The sequence below is a fragment of the Aquimarina gracilis genome (genome assembly GCF_035285365.1).
Classification (GTDB): Bacteria; Bacteroidota; Bacteroidia; order Flavobacteriales; family Flavobacteriaceae; genus Aquimarina; species Aquimarina gracilis.
Genome location: NZ_JAYKLX010000003.1, coordinates 19,346 through 44,204, shown reverse-complemented (window position 1 = coordinate 44,204; position 24,859 = coordinate 19,346). Strand labels below are relative to the sequence as shown.

The window sequence follows — 24,859 nt, the reverse complement described above, 5'->3', positions numbered from 1 at the left end:
TTCAAAAAAGAGGTGTCAGATGTATGTAATGTTAATCATTTTTGTAATCACAATAGGCTTATTTATTTGGGGTAAATATCCTCCAGATGTTGTAGCAGTATTATCCATGCTTAGCCTATTCTTAACGGGTATTTTGAGTGTTACAGAGACTTTTAGTGGTTTCAGTAATTCGACTGTAATTATGATAGCGGCGTTATTTATTATTGGCGAAGGGCTTTCTCAAACTGGGTGGACAGCACTGGCAGGTAATAAATTTATCCAATGGGCTGGTAAAAGTGTTCCAAAGTTACTCGTTATTGTGACATTGGGATCGGGTATACTATCAGGTTTTGTAAGTAATACGGGAACCGTAGCGACGTTGCTTCCGGTTACTATCTCGGCAGCATGGAATATAGGAACCTTACCTTCAAAATTATTAATGCCCGTTGCTTTTGGCTCTAATACGGGTGGGTTACTCACCTTAACAGGAACTCCACCAAATATTATTGCCAGTAATGCCCTTGTTGAACAAGGTTATAGCGGGTTTTCGTTTTTCGAATTTGCGTTGATAGGTCTACCACTACTGGTAATATCCATATTGTATTTCAGATATTTTGGCTTTAAGATACTCCCTAAATACAAAACTAGAAATCGACCGGTAAATATAGACTCTGAAATGCATAAATGGATTGAAGCGTATCAGGTAAATCAAAATTATTTTAGACTACGTGTACGATCGATATCTCCATTATTAGGGACCAAAATTAAAGATTGGAACTTCGAAAACGCCTATAATGTTTCGATTATCCGTTTAAAAAGAAGACATCCCAATGTATTTAATGGCACTCCCGCATACATAGAATTTCCAAACGAAGAAACTGAATTCTTATATCATGATATTATAACTGTAAAAGGAGAAACTGAAGCTATCAATAAAATCATGATTGACTTCAGGCTCGGTTTATGGAGACTTGATCCTATCGAAAAAGAGCTAAAAAACAACCTTATAAATCAAGAAGTAGGTATGGCTGAAGTGATTGTAACTCCCAAATCTCTTTTTGTAGGTCGAAAAATCAAAATTGGCGATTACTTTGAACGATTCAATATTCAACTTCTAGGAGCTTCCAGAAATAATGAACCTCTTCAAGATAAAGAAATTGCAGTAAGAGCTGGAGATGCTTTTTTGATTAGAGGTACATGGCAAGATATTGGGGAACTAAAAGAATTATATGAAAACCTAGTCATTTGCGGTAGTCCCGAAGGAATGGCAAAAAATGTAGAAAATCTTACGTTCAAATCGTACATCGCATTAGGAACTTTATTGTTGATGATTTTTTTATTGGTATTCAAAATAGTTCCGGGGGCAATAGCAGCCTTGGTCTGCGCTGGTATAATTTTGATTACCGGATGCGTTCCTATTTCAAAAGCATATAAAGGAATAAGCTGGACCAGCGTGGTTATGATCGCAGCGATGATTCCGATGGGAATCGCATTACAAAAAACAGGTGTAGCACAAATAGCAGCAGATAGTTTGGTAACCTATCTAGGAGCTATTCATCCCGTAGCACTATTAGGAGGTATTTTTTTGTTGACAACCGTCTTCAGCCAATTCATAAATAACTCTGCTACAGCGGTATTAATGGCACCAATTGCAATTCTGGCAGCAACCAGTTTAGGGATTTCTCCTAAACCAGTAATGATAGCTGTTGCTATTAGCGCTTCAACTGCATTTTTAACTCCAATCGGAACTACCACCAATGCCATGGTACTTTCTGCAGGAGGTTATAAATTTTTGGATTATGTAAAAGTGGGAACACCCTTACTGATATTATTTTTTGCAACGACCCTATTCCTGGTGCCAATAATATGGCCCTTTTAACCAACAGTATTAAAACTTAAATTATTAAAAAATGGAAAATGTATTAAAAACAAATGTCGATCTTACAAAATATGGACTAAAAGACAATACGGTTCATTATAACCTGTCTCCCGAAAAGCTACAACAAATAACTGTAGAAAAAGGAATGGGTAGAGAAACAGCCGATGGAACCCTGGCTATAAATACCGGAAAATTTACAGGACGATCTCCACAAGACCGTTTCCTTGTAAAAGATGAATATACCAAAGATAAAGTATGGTGGGGCAAAACTAACAAACCCATTGATCCTGATAAATTTGATTTACTTCAAGATGAGATTATTAATTACTTATCCGGTAAGGAGCTTTATGTGCGAGATGCCTATGTATGTGCCGATCCAGAATATAAAATGGACGTGCGAGTGATTACCCAGTACCCTTGGTCAAACATGTTTATTTACAATATGTTCTTGAGATATGAGCCATCAGAATTAGAGAATTTTAATGAAGAATGGTTGGTACTTTGTGCTCCAGGATATGAAGCTAAAGACCCCGCCACATACGGAATTAGACAAGGTAACTTCTCCATCTTGAATTTTACCAAAAAAATAGCATTAGTAGGTGGTTCTGCCTATACCGGTGAAATGAAAAAAGGTATTTTCTCTGCATTAAACCTAATTCTTCCAGTCGAAAAGAATGTACTACCCATGCATTGTTCTGCCAATGTTGGCGAATTAGGGGACACTGCCATCTTTTTTGGATTATCAGGTACAGGAAAAACAACACTATCTGCCGATCCCGATCGCAAACTTATTGGAGACGATGAACATGGATGGACAGCCGAAAATACTATCTTCAATTTTGAAGGGGGTTGCTACGCAAAAGTGATTGACCTTACCGAAGACAAAGAACCAGATATTTATAGAGCTATTAAACCAGGAGCCATCCTTGAAAATGTGGTTTTCAAAGAAAATGGTGAGGTAGACTATGAAGATAGCTCTATTACACAAAATACTCGTGTAAGCTACCCTATTTATCATATCGATAATATTCAACAACCTTCTTACGCAAAAAATCCAAAGAATATTTTCTTTTTGACCTGTGATGCTTTTGGTGTATTACCTCCGGTATCCAAATTAACTCCCGGGCAGGCTGCTTATCATTTTATTTCGGGATATACAGCCAAAGTAGCTGGTACCGAAGCTGGAATTACCGAGCCAGTGCCCTCTTTTTCTGCTTGTTTTGGAGAACCCTTTATGCCTTTACATCCAACAGTATATGCCGAGATGTTAAGCAAAAAAATGGAAGAAGCTAATGTAAACGTTTGGTTGATCAACACTGGTTGGAGCGGCGGTCCTTATGGAGTAGGTTCGCGTATTAGGCTTAGACATACAAGAGCTATGATAACGGCAATTCTGGAAGGAAAATTAAACAAAGTAAATTATGAACAGCATCCAATTTTTGGATTGTTCATGCCAGAGTATTGCCCTGGAGTACCTTCAGAAATTCTGGACCCTATGAATACTTGGTTACAAAAAGGTGCTTATGTAAGTAAGGCTATTCAACTAGCACATTCTTTCCACCTTAATTTTGAAAAGTTTGCCAATCAAGCTTCTCAACAAATCATTGAAGGAGGACCACTAATTGACGAGCATCATCACTTAAGTGAGCATGTATAATCTTTTGCTAATATTCAAATACTGATTTTCTAAATGTTGTTGAAAGAGCACTCCTTACTTTTGGAGTGCTCTTAACGACAGTCGTATCATCCTATATCATTTCATTAATGAATTTCAAAAAAAACATATTGATTTTCATAGGGGTTTTTATGTCCTTATCTCTCCATCTCAATGCTCAAAAAATCAAGCAAGAAAAAACTAAATCCTTTCCCAACAAACCCCTAAAGTGGTATCTAAACAAAGATCAAAATCATTGGATTGGCATACATACGTATGCACAATTATCCGGGAGAGTCAATCAGAATAATCCGGGTAGTCTTGTTAATAATCAATTAGAAAAAACAACTACCGATATTTCGATTCGAAGATTTCGCCTAGGGATCAAAAGCCAGGTTTCTGATCATCTTTTTATTTATACGCAATTTGGAACGAACAATCTTAATTATCTCTCATCCAAGGGACCTTCTATAAAATTACTAGATGCGTATGCCGAGTATAATTTCTCAGAAGAATTCAGTATTGGCGCTGGTAAATCTCTATGGAACGGGCTATCACGTTTTTCTGCACCAAGCACATCAAAATTAATGGTAGTCGATGTTCCATTTATTGCACTTCCTACGGTAAATACTACCGACGATCTATTAAGGAACCTTAGCATCTTTACCAAAGGTAAATTTCATAAGTTCGATTACCGCTTTCTGGTATCCAAACCATTTCCTATTCAGGCAAACAGTAGTATTCCTGCCGATCCAAAAGAAGGTATTGCAGAGTTTACTTCAAGCCCGTCTAAAATACAATATGCAGGATATATAAAGTATGAATTCTTGGGCTCTGAAAGTAACAAATACGCTTCGCACTCTGGAACCTATCTAGGGGCTAAAAAGATACTTTCTCTTGGAACTGGTTTTAAATTTCAGTCAGATGCATTATGTTCATTAGAGCAAGGAATAGAAAGTTTTCATGATATGACTTTGCTAGCTGCCGATATATTTGTTGAGTTACCCATCAATAAAAGTAAAGGTTCCACTTTCACTTCGTATTTAGGTTTTTTTAAATATGATTTTGGGCCTAATTATTTGCGCTCTATAGGAGCCAATAATCCAACAAATGGATTGGATTCTGAAAATGCTTCTTTTAACGGTAAAGGAAATGCATATCCCGTCTTGGGAACCGGAACTTCTTTCCTATACCAATTTGGATATTTGTTCCCCAAAATGGGTAAAAACAATACAAAAGGACAACTGCAACCCTATGGAAGAGTTCAATATTCTGATTTTGATCGTTTGTCTGACCCAATGATTGCTTTTGATCTCGGGGTTAATTGGTTCTTGAATAATCATAAGTCAAAGCTGACTCTAAATGCGCAAAATCGTCCTATATTTTATAACCAAGAGGATAACCTTGAGGAAGACAATCGTAAATGGATGTTTGTGCTACAGTATCAGTTTAAAATACAATAATCTCATCTCAAATTCAGCGACTTAATATATGACACATATCATGTTTTAACAAAAATTTTAGAACAACATTTGTGATATACAACCAATATCACACCTTTAATGAAAATATCCAAACCACTACTTCTTATACTCTTTTTTACTCTATTCACAGCAAACATATTTTCACAATTGACCGTAGATGCAGATCTAAGAGCACGATTCGAATACCGACATGGTTTTAATAATTTGTTTCCCGATGATGCAGATCCCGCAGCATTTGTTACACAACGTTCTCGACTTAATATTGGATACCAGCAGGAAAGACTCAAGCTGTTTCTTAGCATTCAAGATGTAAGTACCTGGGGAGATACTCGCCAAATATTGCTTAATGATGGGAACGATTCTTTTTCACTTTTTCAAGCATGGGGGCAGATTTTTCTTAATGAAAACTGGTCTTTAAAAGCAGGACGGCAAGTGATTTCTTACGATGATCAACGTATTTTTGGTGAGCTGGACTGGGCTATGCAAGGACGTTTTCACGATGCTGCTTTGATTAAATATGAAAGTGAAAACTTCAAAGCTGATATCGGAGCAGCTTTTAGTCAAGAAGGACAACCCAACGAGGGTACAGGGTTTAATATCCAGGGATTCTTTAGCTATAAAGCCATGCAATATGCGTATATCAAAAAGAACTGGGAAAAGATTTCTGCCAGCTTTTTGTTTCTTAATACTGGATTCCAAAAATTTACTGGAGTTAATAATGATGAACCCGACGGAACTTTTTATCGACAAACTGCTGGCTCTTATTTTACATTTCCCGTAGGTAAAATCAATTTTGCGGGAAGTGCCTATTATCAATTCGGAAAAGCCAATGCTGATAACGATCTAAGTGCTTATCAAGCGTCACTTGAAGCTACTTATAAACCTGGAAAAATACTTTATGGATTGGGGGTTGAATTGTTAAGCGGAACAGATCAAGATGGTGACGATAAAAACAAATCTTTCTTCCCTCTCTACGGAACCAATCATAAGTTCAACGGGTTTATGGATTATTTCTACGTAGGTAATCATGCTAATAATGTAGGATTGAATGATCTCTATGCCAAAGTGGTTTTTACCACTGGAGAGAAATCTAATTTATTAGTAAAAGGACACTACTTTATGGCAAATGCAGATCTAACTGCAGACGAAGATAAGTATCTGGGTACCGAAGTAGATCTTGTTTTTACACAAAAGATCATAAAAAACGTAAAACTGAATTTGGGGTATTCTCACATGTTCGCTTCAGAAAGCATGAGTTTGGTCAAAGCAGGAAGACCTCATGATAATACCAATAACTGGGGTTGGGCGCAATTAATCATTAACCCTAATCTTTTTACTACCGATTTTAAGAAGAATATTGAATAAAAATACCTATCTTATTAGTCACGTAATGAGGAGGTTGTTATAAAAACAAGAAGTTTTCGAAGAAGGAAACAGAAACTATCTATTATAGATGTTATAATAAAGAACCTTAAACCAAAAATATGCCTATTAAGAGCTATTTGGCCCACCCATATTCGGGCAAAAAAGATGAACTCATTCAAGCATTATCTTCCATAAAACAATGTGAAATTATGCCCGCCCAGAATAAAGATCTGCTCATTTTGGTAACCGAAACCAATAATGAAGCCGAAGAAGATATTCTAAAAGAAAAACTGGATACCATTGATAGCCTAAAACTACTGGCACTGGTTTCAGGATTTAACACACCACAAAACCATTAATCCTATGTATACTTCTCTAACCAATCGCAGAAAATTTATCAAAAAAATGGCACTGTTATCAGCTATGACTGCGGCAGCGGCCATGTTTCCGGGAATATTATTCGCAGACGAACAGGAAAAGGGAATTCCTAATGGGGCAAACTTAGATTGGAAAAAAGCTCCTTGCCGTTTTTGTGGTGTTGGATGCGGTGTTCTGGTAGGAACCGAAAACGGAAAAGCAATTGCCGTAAAAGGAGATCCTAAATCACCCGTAAATAAAGGACTTTGTTGTGTAAAGGGGTATCACTCTATTATGGCGCTTTACGGTAAAGATCGATTAACAAAACCCTTGATAAAAAAGAATGGACAATATGTAGAAACTTCGATGGAAGAAGCTTTGGACCTTATCGCTTCCAAAATGAAAGAAACCATAAAAGATCATGGCAAAGATGCCGTATCTATATATGGATCGGGTCAATGGACGATCCCAGATGGATATGCCGCTTCCAAACTTTTTAAAGGATGTATTGGTACTAATAATGTTGAAGCCAATGCACGTTTATGTATGGCAAGTGCCGTTACTGGTTTTTTAACCTCATTCGGGATGGATGAACCTATGGGATGTTATGAAGATATCGATTATGCCGATGTATTCTTCTTATGGGGAAACAACATGGCCGAAATGCATCCTGTACTTTTCTCAAGATTATTGGATCAACGATTAAAACGAGGAGCTAAAATTATCGATTTTGCCACTAGAACTACACGCACCAGTAAAGCAGCAGATAAATCTATTTTGTTTAGACCCCAAACAGATCTGGCAGTAGCCAACGCAATTTGCTATGAGATCATCAAAAATGGTTGGGTAAACAAATCCTTTGTAGAAAAACACTGTAATTTCAATAAAGGACTTACCAATATGGGCTATGGACTTGAGGATAACTATAAATTCAAAGACAAACCCTCAACAATTAATTTTGCAGCTTTTAAGCAATTCTTAGAAGACTACACTCCCGAAAAAGTTGAAAAAATATCAGGTGTATCTGCCAAGGACATCAAATACATGGCGGCTTACTATGGAGATCCTAATAAAAAAGTAATGTCGCTTTGGTGTATGGGAATGAACCAACATTCTCGAGGAACATGGATCAATAATCTGGTATATAATATTCATCTTTTGACAGGAAAAATTTCATCTCCGGGGAATAGCCCATTTTCACTAACAGGGCAACCAAGTGCCTGTGGTACGGTAAGAGAAGTAGGAACACTAACCCACAAATTACCTCATGGTGTTGTGATGAAAAAGGAACATCGCGAGTTTGCTGCTAAGATTTGGGATGTTCCTGTAGAAAATATTCCATCTAAGCCAACATATCATACCGTAGAAATGTTCCGGGCATTAGATAGAGGAGATATTCGATTTATGTGGATCCAGGTAACCAATCCAATGGTTACCATGCCCAAATTAAAACGTTATCGTGATGGAGCTAAAAAAGAAGGACGATTTATTGTTGTTTCAGATATTTATCCTACTCCAACCACAGATATTGCTGATGTGATCTTACCATCTGCTATGTGGATCGAGCGTGAGGGGCTTTTCGGTAATTCAGAACGCAGGACACAGCATTTTGAGCAAATGATCGACCCCCCAGGAGAAGCTATGAGTGATACCTGGCAATTAGTTGAAGTTGCAAAACGAATGGGATACGAAAAGCAATTCTACTACAAAGAAGAAACCCATATTGAAGAGATTTACAATGAGTACCGAAAGCATCATGTGGGTAAAAAACATAATATGGCACCATTGGAAGTATTAAAATCCCAACCCGGTGCCATGTGGCCTTTTGTTGACGGAAAATCCACCAAATGGAGATTTAACTCAAAATATGATCCTGCGTGTAGCAATGGCGAAGATTTTCATTTCTACGGAAAACCAGACGGAAAAGCCATCATCTGGCAACGCCCATATGAACCTGCTGCCGAAGAACCTAATAACGAGTACCCATTCTGGTTAAATACAGGCCGTGTAGTAGAACATTGGCATACTGGGTCTATGACACGACGAATTCCCGTATTGCACAAGGCGATGCCTCATGCCTATGTCGAGTTACATCCCGATGATGCAAAACGAATGCAAATCAAAACCGGTGATAAAGTAAAACTCACAACAAGACGCGGAGAAATTGTACTTCCGGCTTCTATTAATCAACGAGGAGTCCCGGCACCAATGCAGGTTTTTGTGCCTTTCTTTGATGAGAATATGCTAATCAATGATATCACATTAGATTCTTTTTGCCCGATATCAAAAGAGCCAGATTATAAAAAATGTGCTGTCAAAGTAGAAAAAGCATAGAGCTATGAGGAAAAGATTAGGTATCATATCGCTGTTTACACTCTTGTTTTTGGCTTTCATTATCATATGGAATTATAGTTACCAAACAGGGCTTAAAGAAGCCTATATTCCTATTGAAAATGGAGATATAAATGGAGTTTATCTTACCGAAAATGGAGTTTTTGAAAATTCTTTAAACGCTCTAGAATATGCCAACATGCCAATTGATGAAAATCATCAAAGAACTTTAGATACGTACTATAAGAATAGAGCTTATTACGGTGCTCCTCCATTTATTCCACACCCCGTAAAGGAAGAAATGAGTATAGGAGGCAATACTTGTTTACAATGCCATCAAAAAGGAGGGTTTGTCCCTAAGTTTAATACTTACGCACCTATTACACCTCATCCAGAGATGATTAATTGTAGGCAATGTCATGTTAAAAAAACATCTGAAGCACTTTTCGCTCAAAACAACTTTGCTAAAACTCAGGCACCAAAAGTGGGTGTAAATAATGCGCTCCCTGGTAGCCCGCCAATGATTCCTCATCAAATACAAATGAGAGAGAATTGCTTATCCTGTCACGCAGGACCTGCTGCGCCCAAAGAGATTAGAGTCACACATCCTGAACGTATTAACTGTATGCAATGTCATGTTCCTAATAATGCACAACCGGATATAAATATGGCGATTTTTACCCGAGATAATAAAAATTATGATGAATAAACATATCACACATATTCTAGTTGGTGCTTTCATCCTTCTTGCTACATTGTTATCCTGTAAACATGGAGAGGGTGAATATCATAACATCACCGATAAAATAGAAGCTGAAAGTAAAAATTATCATGGCACCTCTATTTCTTCAGAATCCTTAATAGAGGGTATTCATACTGTTGAAATCACAGAAGGCAACCATACCTTTTTAATTCCAGAACGAAAAAGCCAGATAACATCATATGCTTGCACCGAATGCCATAACAGACCACTAAGTGAAATGCAAAACACTCAAAGTGCCAAAAAAGCGCATTGGGATATTAAACTAGCACATGCAGATTTAAACACAATGAATTGCATTACCTGTCACAATGGTAACGACATGGATAATTTACAAAGTTTAACGGGTAATTCGATCGATTTTAATCGCAGTCATAAATTATGTGCTCAATGCCATACCAAACAATTTGAAGATTGGAAAGGCGGTGCTCATGGTAAAAAAGTAGCTGGCTGGGCTCCCCCAAGAGTTTCTATGACTTGCGTAAACTGCCATAATCCACATAAACCAGGATTTGAAAGCCGTTGGCCATCAAGATTTAATACTCAAAAAGTAAAAGAAAGAGAATAGCTAATATCATCGATAGTAATTATGAGCGATCAAAACAACAAAAAATGGTTTTCACTAAATCTTGGTAAAACCAAAAAACAAGAAACGAGCTCTTGCAGCTGTGGAAAAACTTCTGGAGGGTGCGGGTCGCATCAAGCGGCTATTGGTGAAGAAAAACATAAAGATGGTTTTGATCAGGTTTTTGATGTAAAAATGAACCGTCGTACTGCTTTTAAACAATTAACGGCAAGTTTGATGATCGGTGCTGGAGCCGTAAGCTCTTCTTGTAGTATGGTCGCCGGTGATGAAAGCAAAGAAAAAGCACAAATCGATTGGGAAGAACAATTTAAGGGCAACTACAAATTGATGACCAATGATGAAAAGAAAGCTACCGTAGATCGATTGGTACGTTCATATCAATTACGTAAAGGAAAAACCATCGATATGTCTTCAAAAAATGCTGAAGAAGATGTGCTATTCGGATATGCTTTTAATATCTCAAAATGCCAAGGGTATATGGATTGTGTAAGTGCATGTGTCGAAGAGAATAATCAAGATCGCAATTCGCAAATGCAATACATTCGAATTCATGAAATGAAAGACGGAAAAGGTTTCAAATTTGATGAAGCCGATGACAACTATTATCATGAGGTCCCCGCCGAAGGGCATTTCTATATGGGTACGCAGTGTTTTCATTGCGACAACCCACCTTGTGTAGATGTATGCCCCGTGCAAGCTACCTGGAGAGAGGATGATGGTCTTGTAGTTATAGATTATGATTGGTGTGTGGGTTGCAGATATTGTATGGCTGCCTGCCCCTATGATGGCCGACGATTTAATTGGAGTACACCCAAAGTACCAGAAAATGAAATTAACAAGAATCAGCATTACTTAGGGAATCGTATGCGTAAAAAGGGGGTCATGGAAAAGTGTACGTTTTGTGTACAACGTTCCAGAGCTGGAAAAAATCCTGCTTGTGTAGATGCATGCCCTACTGGTGCCAGGATTTTTGGGAATTTACTTGACCCAAATAGTACCATACGCTGGGTGCTTGAAAATAAAAAGGTTTTTAGACTAAAAGAAGACCTAGGTACAGAACCTAAGTTCTGGTACTTCATGGATTGATCAAAAAAACACTCAAGATGAGAAGACTTAAAGTTTTTACAAGTTTAGTAAAAGACAGCCTTGATATCACCACTCAAGGATCCAAAAAATATCACGTCTGGATGGCATTCTTAACCTTTGTAATGCTAGTAGGTATGTATTGCTATTCGGTTCAATTAGAATTTGGTCTAAGTGCTACCGGTATGACTGACCGTGTAAGCTGGGGATTATACATTTCTAACTTCACATTTCTGGTGGGAGTTGCAGCGGCGGCAGTAATGCTAGTGATGCCAACATATGTGCTAAAAGACATTGATTTTAAGCAAGCAGTGCTTATAGGTGAAGGACTAGCAGTGGCAGCATTAATTATGTGTCTCGCTTTTGTAGTGGCAGATATGGGAGGTCCGTCAGTTTTATGGCATATGATTCCTGGGATTGGTGTGTTTAATTTCCCCAACTCTATGCTTACCTGGGATGTGATTGTACTTAATGGTTATTTATTCCTGAATATTTCGATCCCGTTTTACATCCTATTCAGACGGTATCAAGGAAAAACCCCAAACCCAAAAATATATGTTCCTGGCGCAATACTTTCTGTATTTTGGGCTGTAGCCATCCATTTGGTAACTGCTTTTTTATACCAAGGTTTACAAGCACGACCATTTTGGAACAACGCATTGTTAGGGCCTCGATTTTTGGCTTCAGCTTTTGCAGCTGGTCCTGCATTAATTATTCTAGTACTAGCTATTATCAGAACTTTTACAGAGTTTACAATTGAAGATAAAACCATAAAAAAAATAGGGATGATTGTCGCAGTCGCCGCTCAGATTAATCTCATTATGCTAGTCTCAGAATTGTTCAAGGAATTTTATGCGCCAACGCATCATAGCGAAAGCGCTTATTATTTGTTCTTTGGCTTACAAGGTAAAACGGCTTTATTGCCTTGGATCTGGACAGCGATCCCATTAAACATATTGGCCACTGTAATACTTACTTTTGGGAAGCTTCGCAATAATTTCAATGTATTGTATTTTGCTTGTTTTATTCTTTTTGTAGCCATCTGGATCGAAAAAGGATTTGGCCTTATTGTTCCCGGTTTCATTCCTGGGCCTTATGGAAAAATTGCAGAATATACTCCTACAGGAATTGAAATAGGCGTTACTCTTGGTATTTGGGCCCTAGGAGCTTTCATATTTACCATTCTTGCCAAAACCGCGATCAAAATAGAAACAGGAAAATTACAATTCAAAAAGAAATAAAACCTTTCTGAATCCCACATACTTTCTTTTCAAAATAAAACCTGACAAATGTCATTTTTTAAGAAAAGGTTCACACATACTTTTGATGCATAATCAAAATAAGTATGGGTGTTATCTATGTACTCTTAACGATTAGTATTGTCGTAGCTATTGTCTTTTTTGTAGCCTTTATCTTTTCTGTACGAAATGGTCAGTACGACGATGTTTATACGCCTTCCATACGAATGCTTTTTGAGGACGAACTCGTAAAAGAAAGCAAAGAAAAGTCTTCAGTATCACCTAAAACTAAACAATCTTAAAATGGAAATGGAACAATTCTATTACGATAACAAAATCGTAAAAAAATTCATATATGCTACGATGCTCTGGGGTATCGTTGGGATGTCGGTTGGTCTACTATTGGCATTTATGTTTTTATTCCCCAACCTCACCGATGGGATATCCTGGTTAAGTTTTGGTCGATTACGGCCATTGCATACCAACGCAGTAATATTTGCTTTTGTTGGTAATGCAATTTATGCCGGGGTCTATTACTCTACACAACGCTTATTGAAAACCAGAATGTTTAGTGATGTACTTAGTAATATTAACTTCTGGGGCTGGCAATTGATTATTGTAGGAGCCGCAATTACGCTTCCGTTAGGATTTACAACCTCAAAAGAATATGCAGAGCTAGAGTGGCCTTTTGATATTGCAATTGCTCTAATTTGGGTAGTTTTTGGGTGGAATCTTATCGGAACCATTTTAAAAAGAAGACAACGTCACTTGTATGTAGCCATTTGGTTTTACATTGCAACTGTTGTAACGGTTGCCGTGCTTCATATTTTTAATAGTCTTGAGCTTCCGGTAAGTGCTCTAAAGAGTTATTCAGTTTACGCAGGAGTACAAGATGCTCTGGTACAATGGTGGTACGGGCATAATGCAGTAGCATTTTTCTTAACCACGCCATTTCTGGGATTGATGTATTATTTCATCCCGAAAGCAGCCAATAGACCTGTATACTCATACAGACTTTCGATTGTACACTTCTGGTCGTTAATCTTTATTTACATCTGGGCAGGACCACACCACTTACTATATTCCTCTTTACCGGATTGGGCTCAAAATCTGGGTGTAGCATTCTCGGTAATGTTAATTGCTCCATCCTGGGGAGGTATGATTAATGGATTACTTACACTTAGAGGAGCCTGGGATAAAGTGCGTACAGACCCTGTTTTAAAATTTATGGTTGTGGCAATTACCGGGTATGGTATGGCTACGTTTGAAGGGCCAATGCTATCCCTTAAAAATGTGAATGCTATTGCCCACTTTAGTGATTGGGTAATTGCTCATGTACATGTTGGGGCATTGGCATGGAATGGATTTTTAACCTTCGGGATGGTATATTGGTTAATTCCTAGATTGTTTAAAACCAGATTATGGTCTACAGGTTTGGCAAATGCACATTTCTGGCTAGGTACCCTAGGTATTATCATGTATGCATTACCTATGTATGTTGCTGGTTTCGTTCAAGCTTCTATGTGGAAACAATTTAACCCAGATGGTAGCTTGGTATATGGTAACTTCTTGGAAACCGTAAATGAGATTATTCCTATGTATTGGATGCGGGCCATAGGAGGTAGTATCTACATCTTCGGAATATTTATCATGTTGTATAATATCGTAAAAACAGTAAGAAGTGGTAGTAAAGTAACCGACGAATTGGCTGAAGCTGCTCCTCTTACCAAAGTAACAAGACATAGAACTGCCAAAGAAGGATATCATACCTGGTTAGAAAGAAGACCTGTAAAACTAACCATCTTTGCTACAATCGCTATTCTTATTGGAGGTGCCGTACAAATCATCCCTACGTTGATGGTAGATTCAAATATTCCTACAATTACAAGTGTGAAACCATATACTCCTCTTGAGCTAGAAGGTAGAGACCTTTACATTAGAGAAAGTTGTGTGTCTTGTCATTCGCAAATGATACGACCTTTCCGAAGTGAAGTAGAACGTTATGGTGAATACTCCAAAGCAGGAGAATATGTATACGATCACCCTTTTCTTTGGGGAAGTAAGCGTACAGGTCCTGACTTGATGCGAATTGGTGGAAAATATTCTGATAACTGGCACCTTAACCATTTCTATGATCCACAAAGCACCTCATCTGGTTCAATTATGCCTAGTTACAAGTGGTTGATTCAAAATGAGCTAGATCGTTCACAAACCGAAGCCAAAATGGAAGTCATGGTATCATTAGGGGTTCCATATACCCCTGAAGAAATTGCTCGAGCACAGCAATGGATGGATGAGCAAGCAACACAAATTGAGAAAAACCTATATACAGATCCCGATTTTGCTAAAACTTATGAAGCCGATAAAAAATATGCAAAAGAAAACGGACTGGATTTTGTAGAAATGCGAAATCGCGAAGTCGTTGCCCTAATTGCATATATACAAAGATTGGGTACCGATATCAAGGTAAAAAATGAAAACGAAGAAACAATAGTTCAAAATAAAGAATAAAGCCATGCTAAAATTTATAAAAGGCCATATGGAAAGTATTGAAGGCATAGAAATCTACCCTATGATTTCCTTACTCATATTTTTCATCTTCTTTGCCGCATTATTTTGGTGGGTATTCACTGCCAAGAAAGAACATATCAAAGAAGTAAGCAACATCCCATTAGACACCAAAACCGATAAAGACTATATACTATGAGGACAACCGCATCATATTTAAGAGTACTTGCTTTTTTACTCATTGCATATGTATTAATAGAGCTCACCGTTGATTCCGGATCAACATCAGCCTTTATTGCCGAGCCACTTACGTGGTTGATACTGGGCATGGTATTGCTATTTTCAATTGCTATAGAAATTAGTTTAGCGGCATTCAAAAATGTGTTATTTCAATCTTTAAACCCAGAAGCACAAGAGCGATATCTACGTGCCCAAAAAGCAAAAAAAGACAAACAATTCAAATGGGTAAAAGAAACCTACTTAAAACTCCTAGACAGTAAACCAGTTGAAGAAGAAGAAGAGATCATTTTAGATCACAACTATGATGGTATTAAAGAATTGGATAATAACCTCCCACCCTGGTGGGTATGGGGTTTTTATGCCACTATCATTTTCGGAGTAATATATTTAGCTCGTTTTCATGTATTCAATGATTATACCCAAACAGAAGAATATGAAACCGAGGTTGCTGCTGCCAAAATTGCCATCGAGGAATACAAAAAGACAGCCAAAGATCTTGTAGATGTAAATACGGTTACTTTACTTACCGATGCATCTGATATCAGCGCAGGAAAAGCCATATTTGCTACCAACTGTGTAGCTTGTCATAAAGCCGATGGTGGTGGTGGAATTGGACCAAACCTTACCGATAAATATTGGATTCTAGGAGGAGGTATTAAGAATGTTTTTCGAACAATTTCTGAAGGAGGACGTGACGGAAAAGGAATGGTTGCCTGGAAACAAACCTTAAAACCCGCAGAAATGGCACAGGTTGCCAGTTATATTATCACATTAGAAGGTACAATACCTGCCGAACCTAAAGAACCTCAAGGAGAAATCTGGACAGATCCAGATGCACCCAAGGAAGAAACCCCGATTGAAGAAATTCCAGAAGTGGTTTCAGATTCGACAGCCGTTGTTCTTAATGAATAATTAAAAAATCTATCCCAATTGGAAACACCCGTAAACGAAAAATTTAGAGACTCGATTGCTACCGTAAATGAAGAAGGAAAACGTGCATGGGTGTATCCAAAAAAACCCAGTGGTAAGTTTTATGAGTACCGCAAATGGGTGAGCTATGGATTACTGATTTTTTTGTTTTCTGCTCCATTTATCAAAATTAACGGAAATCAATTTCTTCTTTTCAATGTATTAGAACGTCGGTTTAATATTTTTGGCGCGCCCTTCTGGCCACAGGATTTTCACCTTTTTGTAATCTCGATGATAATTGGAGTGATTTTTATCACCTTGTTTACTGTAGCATTTGGAAGGCTATTTTGTGGTTGGGTATGTCCCCAGACCATTTTTATGGAAATGGTTTTCAGAAGAATTGAATATTGGATCGAAGGCGATCGCGGGAAACAAATTCGATTAGATAAACAACCCTGGAATGCTGAAAAAATAAGAAAAAGAGTGACCAAATGGGTTATATTCTTTATAATTTCATTCTTGATTGCCAATGTTTTTCTGGCATATCTCATAGGAAGTGATCAACTATTACAATATATTATTGATGGACCATTTAAACATGTAAGTACATTAATATCATTATTAATATTCACAAGTGTTTTCTATTTCGTCTTTGCTTGGTTTAGAGAACAAGTATGTATTATCGCCTGTCCATATGGACGATTACAAGGAGTTCTATTAGATTCCAAGTCGATTGTTGTCGCCTATGATTACAAACGAGGAGAAAAAGAGGCTGGTCGAGCAAAGTTCAAAAAAAATGAAGATCGCCCAGCTACCGGAAAAGGAGACTGTATCGATTGTTTTCAATGCGTTCATGTCTGCCCTACTGGAATAGATATTCGCAATGGCACACAATTAGAATGTGTAAACTGTACGGCTTGTATCGATGCATGTGACCATATGATGGAAAGTGTAAATCTACCCAAAGGACTTATTCGTTATGCCAGTGAAGAGAATATTGCAAAAAAAGCCAAATTTAAATTTACGGCCAGACTGAAAGGATATAGTGCAGTACTTTTCATATTAACCGGTGTCTTAATAGGAATGCTATTCTTAAGAAATGATGTAGAAGCCAATATTTTAAGATTACCCGGGCAACTCTACGAACGAAAAGAAAACAATATGATTAGCAATGTATATACCTACAAGTTGGTTAACAAAACTACAGATGCTATTGAAGATGTCCATTTTAAACTATTATCCCACAAAGGAAAAGTAGAACTTGTAACACACAAGAATTTTACAGTTCCCAAGCAAGGCTTGGCAGAAGGTACGCTGTTTATTGAAGTTAATGCTTCTGCCCTTAGTGGTGATAAAGATAAAGTGAAAATAGGGGTTTATAGTAATGATAAACTAATCGAAACCACTACTGCAGCCTTTTTGGGTCCAAGAAGTTATCGATAATATGAAAATTAAATTCAATGTGTTATGAAAATAAACTGGGGAACAGCAATTATACTGGTCTTTGTAGGATTCATTTCCTTCATTATGTTTTTTGTGATAAAAATGAATACCAACGAAAAATACGAACACGATCTTGTAACTGAAGAGTATTATAAAAAAGAACTTGCATTTCAGAAGGAAATTGATGCTGAAAAAAATGCTAAAGCTTTGGAAAATAATATCACAGTAAAAAAAGCGATCGAAGGATTGATAATTACTTTTCCTGAGGTTAAAAATTATCAAGACATTTCGGGTACCATATCCTTATATCGTCCTTCAAACAAGAAATTAGACTTCGAAATTCCAATTGTACTTCAAGATAACCGCATCTTAATACAAGATGAGAACATGATTGAGGGTCGTTGGAACATCACGATTGATTGGACGCATAAAGGCATATCGTATTTGTTTAAAGAATCTCTTACCTATTAATGTTAGTATCTGCATTCATATTAGGTCTTTTAGGAAGTTTTCACTGTCTAGGAATGTGTGGTCCTATTGCTTTTATGTTGCCAGTTAATCAATCTAATGCTACCAAGAAATTCTTTCAGATTTTTCTATATCATTTTGGAAGATTATTAGCATATAGTGTTATCGGATTGTTTTTTGGATTAATAGGTAAAAGTCTTCACATTTTTGGTTTACAACAGGGACTTTCTATTGGGGCTGGTATTTTAATGATTCTTATTGTATTGATTCCTTCTTCAATATTTCTGAAATATAATTTTTCTAAGCCGGTTTATAGCATCATTTCTAAAGTAAAAAGTGAATTGGGTGCAGCACTTAAAAAGAAAACCCCAGATACTTTTTTAACAATTGGTTTCTTAAACGGTTTCCTACCTTGTGGGTTGGTTTATATGGCAGTATTTGGTGCTATCGCAACTGGCCATTTACGAGATAGTAGTTTATATATGATGTTTTTTGGTTTAGGAACCATCCCTTTAATGACAGTTGCGGTATATGCTGGAAACCTATTGCATGGAAAGATGCGACTACATGTTCAGAAAGTGATTCCGGTTTTTGTGGTTTTGATCGGTTTGCTTTTTATCCTTCGAGGCATGGGATTAGGTATCCCCTATATCTCTCCAAAACCAGTATCTGAAATTGTATCTGCAAATTTTGAGTGTCACAAATAAAAAAACCTTCCGAAGGTAAATTTAAATCGAAAGGTTTTTGTTTTTATCTGGTATCGTTCTGTCTACTATAAAGCGGTAGATTTTTTAGTCTTTTGTTGCGTTTTACTTTTTTTGGCCAATACTTTTCGATACTCACTAATTCCTTCAAATTTCACTCCACTGCTGTTTAAACACTCTCCATCTTTAAATCGTATTTCTTCCTGTCCTGGTGTCTTATACGTTCCAAAAGGATCTACAATTGTATTATTTTTAAGAGTAACTGGTTTACGAATACGTTTCTGATATCTATTTTTTATCTTGAAAACATCACCATTTAATTTTATGTAGTGAACTTTATCCTGATACCTGTTCTGTAATTGCACAGGCGTGAGGTCCTTATTTTCTTTTTTCATTTTATATCTGTACTGGTATTCATTTCGATATCGAATCCCATACATATCAAGACACTCTCCGTCTTTTAGTCTAAATTGCAAGCCATCTGCAGTTTTAAAGCTTCCATCAGGGAATAGTGTTGAGCAGTCCAGCAACATGGTACTTTCTTCTAACAGTTCTTGGTTATTATCTTCAAATTGAATCATATCACCATCGATATAAACTAGGCTAGATTGATCCATATTTTGAGCGGTTAATGACAAGGTTCCAAGAACCATTATCACCAAAAATAGTGGTATTTTTCTCATGATTTTTAGGTTTTAGTTTATAACAAATGTATCTCGCAACCTCCTAAAAAATGATGACAAATATCATCTTAAAAATAAATTTCACATAGAATGAGGCACGTAATGAACCAGCATCTTTACTCGACTCTTATTGTGACAAAAGTTACACAAACAAACTCAGAAAAACCTTAAATTTAAACACCTGAAAACGTCTCATTAAAAAATAGTCAGGCTATGGAAAAATACATCACGGCATTTACAGATGCATTTATAAATAGTATACAATGGACCTGGAGATCAATATTATTTGAAGTTCCTTGGTATACCAACTATTTCTGGGGACTTACAGCAATCTCATTACTGGTTTGGGGACTGGAAATTGCATTCCCCTGGCGAAAAAACCAACCCATTTTCAGAAAAGATTTTTGGATGGATGGATTCTATATGTATTTCAATTTTTTTCTTTTTGCTATAACAATTAGTGGATTTTATAAACTGCTTGAGTTAGTTTTTGGAGAAGTTGGAATTTCTTCAAAAAGTCTCATGATTATAGACATTTCAAATCTTCCTATGTGGGTTCAACTTGTGATATTCTTCATTATTTTGGACTTTGTACAATGGTTTACTCATGTTCTACTGCACAAATATTCTTTTTTATGGAGATTTCATAAGATCCATCATTCGGTAAAAGAAATGGGATTTGCAGCTCATTTGCGTTATCATTGGATGGAAAATATTTTTTACAAACCATTAAAAACTCTTGGAGTGATGATCCTGGGAGGTTTTGAACCCGAGCAAGCCTATGTTGTTCATTTCTTTGCAATTGCCATTGGCCACTTAAATCATGCAAATATTAAGATCACCTGGGGACCATTGAAATACATACTCAATAATCCGGTAATGCATTTGTACCATCATTCATATGTATTACCAAAAGGATCTTATGGGGTAAATTTCGGGATTAGTTTAAGCCTATGGGATTATGTTTTTAAGACCAATTATATTCCTGAAGACAGCGGAACTATCGAAATTGGTTTTCCAGGAGATGAAAAGATACCGAAAAACTTCTTTTCTCAAATAATCTACGGTTTCGGGAAACGAAAATAAAAAAGTTAAATAAATTCAGTAATAAAATAGGTGCTTATATTGGTATAAACACCTATTTTATTACTATTTCCAAACCAAATACCCTCCTTTTAAATCATAAATCTTTGTAAATCCTATTTTTATCAACCTTCTTGCAGTCACTTTGCTTCTTCCACCTGAGCGACAATAGATGTACACAGGAAGCTCTTTATTTAACTTATTAAATGATGCTTCGAATACATCTCTTTGAAAAAAATCTATATTTATTGCTCCTTCAATATGTCCATTTTCATATTCTTTGAGAGTACGCACATCCACAAGTTGTACTTGTTTGTTTATGATCGATTTTTTAAAAGTCATAACATCCAAAACTTCTATCTTTCCAGAGTTTTGAATATCATGACCAAAAAATAACCTAGATAAAAACATCATTATAAAAATACTTTTCATTCAATTCTTATAAGAAGGAAGTAGTAAGCATATAGCAAACTACTTCCATCAACAACCAATCAATAAAACTTACCTATTATAGTTTCTTCTGGCACAAATATATATCTGGATTATTCCAATCGCAGTAACAAAAGTTACATAAGGATAGATAACATGACTGATTAATGAATAAAGTTGTTATTCCATGAAAACTCGTAAGCTTATTTTTTTAGACAGTCATAGAAAATAAACGTGTTTCTGGTTTTTTACGCTGTAAATGAAGATCAAAAGCCATACAAATATTACGAATAAATGGCTGGCCCTTTTCTGTTACTTTAATTCCAAATTCAGATATTTCCAGCAAGCCGTCCAATTCCATTTCTTTTAATTGAGTTAAAGTTTCGGGTAACTTATCAAAATACAATGAACTCTGTCTCCAGTCGGTTTCAAAATGACACATAAGATTAAGTATATGTTTTCTAATAACTTCATCTTCTGAATTTAAAATATGACCGCGATATACTGGAATTATCCCTTCATTAATTAAATGCTGGTACTCTTCTACTCCTTTTACATTTTGAGCAAAACCATACCAACTATCGCTAATTGATGAAACACCCAAGCCTATCATCATTTGTGTTTTTGAAGCCGTATATCCCATAAAATTGCGATGAAGGGTTTTGTTTTGCATTGATTTGTAAAGTGAATCTGTCTGCAAGGCAAAATGATCCATGCCTATTTCAACATAACCCACCTCAGACAGTAAACTTTTACCGATTTCATATTGTATACGTTTTTGATTGGCCGTAGGAAGGTTGGACTCATTAAATCCACGTTGTCCGTTACCTTTTTGCCACGGTACATGCGCATAACTATAAAATGCTAAGCGATCGGGAAGTAATTCCTTCGTTTTAAGAATGGTATTTACGACCGCTTCTTCTGTTTGAAAAGGTAATCCAAAAATAATATCATGCCCGATAGAAGTAAACCCTATTTCTCTAGAAATTTCAGTAATTCTTCTTACATTTTCAAAAGGTTGTACTCGATTTATTGCTTTTTGTACTTTTTCATTATAATCCTGTACTCCAAAACTTACTCTTCTAAAACCTACATTATATAAAGCTTGTAAATGTTCTCTTGTTGTATTATTAGGGTGTCCTTCAAAGCTAAATTCGTAATCATCTGCTCTCTCGGCATGTAAAAAAATACCATTAATTAAGTACTCCAGATTTTCGGGAGAAAAAAAAGTGGGTGTACCTCCTCCCAAATGTAATTCTTTAATTTTTGGTTTGGATTCAAACAGGTTAAGATATAACTGCCATTCGTTAAGTAGCGATCTGATATAAGGTCTTTCTATATCGTGCCTTTTTGTGATTCGTTTATGACAACCACAAAATGTACACATACTTTCACAAAATGGAAGATGAATGTAAAGGCTAATTCCTTCTGAAGTATTGCTTTCTCTGAAAGATTGCCGTAACGATTTTGTCCATTCTTTTAAAGAAAATGTGGTGTTATCCCAATATGGTACGGTAGGATAACTGGTATACCTTGGTCCAGGGATGTTGTATTTACTAACTAAATTTGTACACATTATGTCGTTTTTAATTTCTACTGTCACATTGGGCGAAGTCGAAATGTTTTATTGCGACTATCTCTAGACTCCGCTCGAGATGACATATTGTTTTTTATAGCTTTTCTTAATAGAAATCATTCATGCAATACCAAAAATGGAACATCGGTATGGTAACTTATCTTCTCTACCGTTGGATGAAATAAAATGCGTTGAAAAAAATTAAGGTTTTTGGCGATCATAGTAATCATATCAATATTCCTGCTTTCTACAAAACACTGTACAGCTTCTTCGATATTGGGATTGGATAAAAAATGAAAACTATGCTCTATTTCTTCTCCCAGATAATCGTTCAAAAAATCTTTATTCTTTCTTTGTAAATCGGTTAATTCCTGTTCTTTTTTGGCAACATGCAAGACTCGCAGAGATGCGGTGTTCATTCTCAAAACATTTGTTATCGTATTTAACACTCTGCTTCTATAAAAAATATTATAATCTGTTGGAAATGCAATTTCTTTCGGTTTGATATACCTGGCCTTTTCAGGAATTACCAGGACCGGACACTTTACTTTGGTAATCACATCACCAGTATTGCTTCCTACCGTTTTCTCTTTAAGGCCCGATGCGCCTTTGGTACCCATTACAATAAAATCAATACTTTTTTCGGCAACCTGTTTTCTTATTGCATCAATGAAAAAAATGTATTCGTGAAGGGAAAAAAAACGATGTTTTGTATTTAATGGCAGTTTTTCGATTTTTTTTAATAATCGTTGCATTTGTTCCTTATCGCTGTGGGTGATCTTTTCGACAACTGTATCCTTGGTATCATAAAAAGAATCACCCCCCGTCATTTCTTCATAAGTGGATACATGCAAAAAATAAAAATTGCATTTTACTTTTTTAAAAAATGACAGCGCATATATAATGGCATTCCAAGAGTTTTCCGAAAAATCGGTAGGAATAAGGATGTTCTTCATCATTAATACTTTCTAATACAACAAATGTATCAGGATGCATTGATGAAAAGTATGATAAAAATCAGTTTACCTGTGGAATGTTTTTTTATTCAACCAACTGAAGGCCACCCAAATCAAGAATTCGAATATTACGACCTTCTATTTCTATCAAGCCATCTTTTTTGAAACTCGACAATGTTCGAATTAAACTTTCGGTAGCAATTCCTGCTACGCTTGCCAGATCGTTTCGGGATATTTTTATGCTTTCTTCGGGTTTTTTGTTAAGGATTTCGGCAAATTGAAGAATCGTCTGTGCTGTTTTTTTACGCACAGAACTATATGCCATTTGTAATAGTTGCTCTTTTATTTCTGAAAGATTATCGGTAAGTAGCTCCATTAATTCTAAAGAAATATTTTTGCTTTTCTCTAGAATTTCTTTTAGACTACTTTTTGATATCCCGGCCAGCTCGGCATCTTCGACTGCTGTAGCCGACTCTTGATATGGAGTATTGTCTATAAATGAAGTAAAACCAAGAAAGTCATCGGCCTTGTATAATGCAGTAATCAATTCCTTACCATTTTCATCCATTTTATGAGATTTAATTACTCCTTTGAGGATCAAATAAATGTTATTAGAGTGATCGCCTTCTTTATAAATAATTTCTCCTTTTTTGTATTCTGAAATCTCTCCGTGATCATCAAAGAAATTCTTTAACTCATGCAAATTTCTAAGTCCATCATCCTCTTTTTGTTGTGGAGTTGATTGACTTTGCTCTTCAAGCAAGTTTGCAATAATTTGAGCTTTGGCCAAGCGACTTTCAATTGCACTTAGTAGCTCTTCTTCTTCAAAAGGTTTGGTGAGATAATCATCGGCTCCCAAATCCATCCCTTTTCGTATTTCTTTGTGTTCTGTCTTTGCAGATAAGAATATAAAAGGGATTTGATTTGTATTTTTATCATAAGATAAAGCCTCTAGAACACCATAGCCATCAACCTCTGGCATCATGATATCACAAACAATGATATCAGGCTTTTCTTCTTTTGCTTTTGTAATGCCTATTTTACCATTAGGAGAAGTGATCACTTTATAATCTGAAAGCTCTAAAAGCTCTGCGGTATTTTCTCTAAGCGCGGTATCGTCTTCTATTAATAAAATGGTTTTCAT

General features: G+C 36.3%; 23 protein-coding genes. 18 read left to right on the top strand and 5 right to left on the bottom strand.

The window, feature by feature from the left end; translation table 11 throughout:
* Positions 1-19: 19 nt before the first annotated feature.
* From U6A24_RS06145 to U6A24_RS06065, 17 genes are all read left to right on the top strand, one after another.
* Positions 20-1,858 (top strand): SLC13 family permease, encoded by a 1,839-nt coding sequence (locus U6A24_RS06145; RefSeq protein ID WP_324179067.1) that lies wholly within the window; start codon positions 20-22, stop codon positions 1,856-1,858.
* Positions 1,859-1,889: 31 nt separating this feature from the next.
* A complete protein-coding gene (gene pckA, locus U6A24_RS06140; protein WP_324179066.1) occupies positions 1,890-3,515 on the top strand; it encodes a phosphoenolpyruvate carboxykinase (ATP) in 1,626 nt (541 codons plus the stop codon).
* Between the two features lie 149 nt (positions 3,516-3,664).
* The gene (locus U6A24_RS06135) at positions 3,665-4,975 is read left to right on the top strand and encodes a porin (protein WP_324179065.1); all 1,311 of its coding nucleotides are present in this window, start codon (positions 3,665-3,667) and stop codon (positions 4,973-4,975) included.
* Between the two features lie 99 nt (positions 4,976-5,074).
* Positions 5,075-6,361 (top strand): alginate export family protein, encoded by a 1,287-nt coding sequence (locus U6A24_RS06130; RefSeq protein WP_324179064.1) that lies wholly within the window; start codon positions 5,075-5,077, stop codon positions 6,359-6,361.
* A 119-nt stretch (positions 6,362-6,480) separates the two neighbouring features.
* Positions 6,481-6,720: a hypothetical protein gene (locus tag U6A24_RS06125; RefSeq protein ID WP_324179063.1), complete on the top strand. Its 240-nt coding sequence runs from the start codon at positions 6,481-6,483 to the stop codon at positions 6,718-6,720.
* A 4-nt stretch (positions 6,721-6,724) separates the two neighbouring features.
* Entirely contained in the window at positions 6,725-9,052 is a 2,328-nt protein-coding gene (locus U6A24_RS06120; protein WP_324179062.1) for a molybdopterin-dependent oxidoreductase, read from the top strand.
* A gap of 4 nt (positions 9,053-9,056) precedes the next feature.
* Positions 9,057-9,758, top strand: a complete 702-nt coding sequence (locus U6A24_RS06115) for a nitrate reductase cytochrome c-type subunit (protein WP_324179061.1) — start codon at positions 9,057-9,059, stop codon at positions 9,756-9,758.
* A complete protein-coding gene (locus U6A24_RS06110) occupies positions 9,748-10,377 on the top strand; it encodes a cytochrome c3 family protein (RefSeq protein ID WP_324179060.1) in 630 nt (209 codons plus the stop codon). Before U6A24_RS06115 ends, U6A24_RS06110 begins: the two co-directional genes overlap by 11 nt.
* A 21-nt stretch (positions 10,378-10,398) precedes the next feature.
* Positions 10,399-11,481 carry a 4Fe-4S dicluster domain-containing protein gene (locus U6A24_RS06105; RefSeq protein ID WP_324179059.1) on the top strand — a complete coding sequence of 361 codons (1,083 nt, stop codon included), beginning with the start codon at positions 10,399-10,401 and terminating at the stop codon, positions 11,479-11,481.
* Between the two features lie 17 nt (positions 11,482-11,498).
* Entirely contained in the window at positions 11,499-12,719 is a 1,221-nt protein-coding gene (dsrP, locus tag U6A24_RS06100) for a sulfate reduction electron transfer complex DsrMKJOP subunit DsrP (RefSeq protein ID WP_324179058.1), read from the top strand.
* 104 nt (positions 12,720-12,823) lie between these two features.
* Positions 12,824-13,018 (top strand): cbb3-type cytochrome oxidase assembly protein CcoS, encoded by a 195-nt coding sequence (gene ccoS, locus U6A24_RS06095; protein WP_324179057.1) that lies wholly within the window; start codon positions 12,824-12,826, stop codon positions 13,016-13,018.
* 1 nt (position 13,019) lies between these two features.
* Positions 13,020-15,227, top strand: coding sequence for a cytochrome-c oxidase, cbb3-type subunit I (gene ccoN / locus U6A24_RS06090; protein ID WP_324179056.1), 2,208 nt, complete (start codon positions 13,020-13,022; stop codon positions 15,225-15,227).
* Positions 15,228-15,231: 4 nt separating this feature from the next.
* Positions 15,232-15,423 (top strand): CcoQ/FixQ family Cbb3-type cytochrome c oxidase assembly chaperone, encoded by a 192-nt coding sequence (locus tag U6A24_RS06085; RefSeq protein WP_324179055.1) that lies wholly within the window; start codon positions 15,232-15,234, stop codon positions 15,421-15,423.
* A complete protein-coding gene (locus U6A24_RS06080; protein ID WP_324179054.1) occupies positions 15,420-16,376 on the top strand; it encodes a cbb3-type cytochrome c oxidase N-terminal domain-containing protein in 957 nt (318 codons plus the stop codon). The genes U6A24_RS06085 and U6A24_RS06080 overlap by 4 nt, the downstream gene beginning before the upstream one ends.
* An 18-nt stretch (positions 16,377-16,394) precedes the next feature.
* Entirely contained in the window at positions 16,395-17,816 is a 1,422-nt protein-coding gene (gene ccoG, locus U6A24_RS06075) for a cytochrome c oxidase accessory protein CcoG (RefSeq protein WP_324179053.1), read from the top strand.
* A gap of 24 nt (positions 17,817-17,840) precedes the next feature.
* On the top strand, positions 17,841-18,287 hold the full coding sequence (locus U6A24_RS06070; RefSeq protein ID WP_324179052.1) for a FixH family protein: 447 nt from the start codon (positions 17,841-17,843) through the stop codon (positions 18,285-18,287).
* Positions 18,287-18,991: a sulfite exporter TauE/SafE family protein gene (locus U6A24_RS06065; RefSeq protein ID WP_324179051.1), complete on the top strand. Its 705-nt coding sequence runs from the start codon at positions 18,287-18,289 to the stop codon at positions 18,989-18,991. The genes U6A24_RS06070 and U6A24_RS06065 overlap by 1 nt, the downstream gene beginning before the upstream one ends.
* A 65-nt stretch (positions 18,992-19,056) precedes the next feature.
* On the opposite strand, the gene U6A24_RS06060 is transcribed toward U6A24_RS06065, so the two are convergent.
* The gene (locus U6A24_RS06060; RefSeq protein WP_324179050.1) at positions 19,057-19,671 is read right to left on the bottom strand and encodes a hypothetical protein; all 615 of its coding nucleotides are present in this window, start codon (positions 19,669-19,671) and stop codon (positions 19,057-19,059) included.
* A 213-nt stretch (positions 19,672-19,884) separates the two neighbouring features.
* Here U6A24_RS06060 and U6A24_RS06055 point away from each other — a divergent pair, with 213 nt between their 5' ends.
* Positions 19,885-20,757 (top strand): sterol desaturase family protein, encoded by an 873-nt coding sequence (locus U6A24_RS06055; protein ID WP_324179049.1) that lies wholly within the window; start codon positions 19,885-19,887, stop codon positions 20,755-20,757.
* 63 nt (positions 20,758-20,820) lie between these two features.
* On the opposite strand, the gene U6A24_RS06050 is transcribed toward U6A24_RS06055, so the two are convergent.
* The 4 genes from U6A24_RS06050 to U6A24_RS06035 form a co-directional block, all read right to left on the bottom strand.
* Positions 20,821-21,186, bottom strand: a complete 366-nt coding sequence (locus U6A24_RS06050) for a rhodanese-like domain-containing protein (protein ID WP_324179048.1) — start codon at positions 21,184-21,186, stop codon at positions 20,821-20,823.
* A 208-nt stretch (positions 21,187-21,394) separates the two neighbouring features.
* Entirely contained in the window at positions 21,395-22,759 is a 1,365-nt protein-coding gene (gene hemN, locus U6A24_RS06045; protein ID WP_324179047.1) for an oxygen-independent coproporphyrinogen III oxidase, read from the bottom strand.
* A gap of 116 nt (positions 22,760-22,875) precedes the next feature.
* The gene (locus U6A24_RS06040) at positions 22,876-23,715 is read right to left on the bottom strand and encodes a universal stress protein (RefSeq protein ID WP_324179046.1); all 840 of its coding nucleotides are present in this window, start codon (positions 23,713-23,715) and stop codon (positions 22,876-22,878) included.
* 85 nt (positions 23,716-23,800) lie between these two features.
* Positions 23,801-24,859, bottom strand: coding sequence for a response regulator (locus tag U6A24_RS06035; RefSeq protein WP_324179045.1), 1,059 nt, complete (start codon positions 24,857-24,859; stop codon positions 23,801-23,803).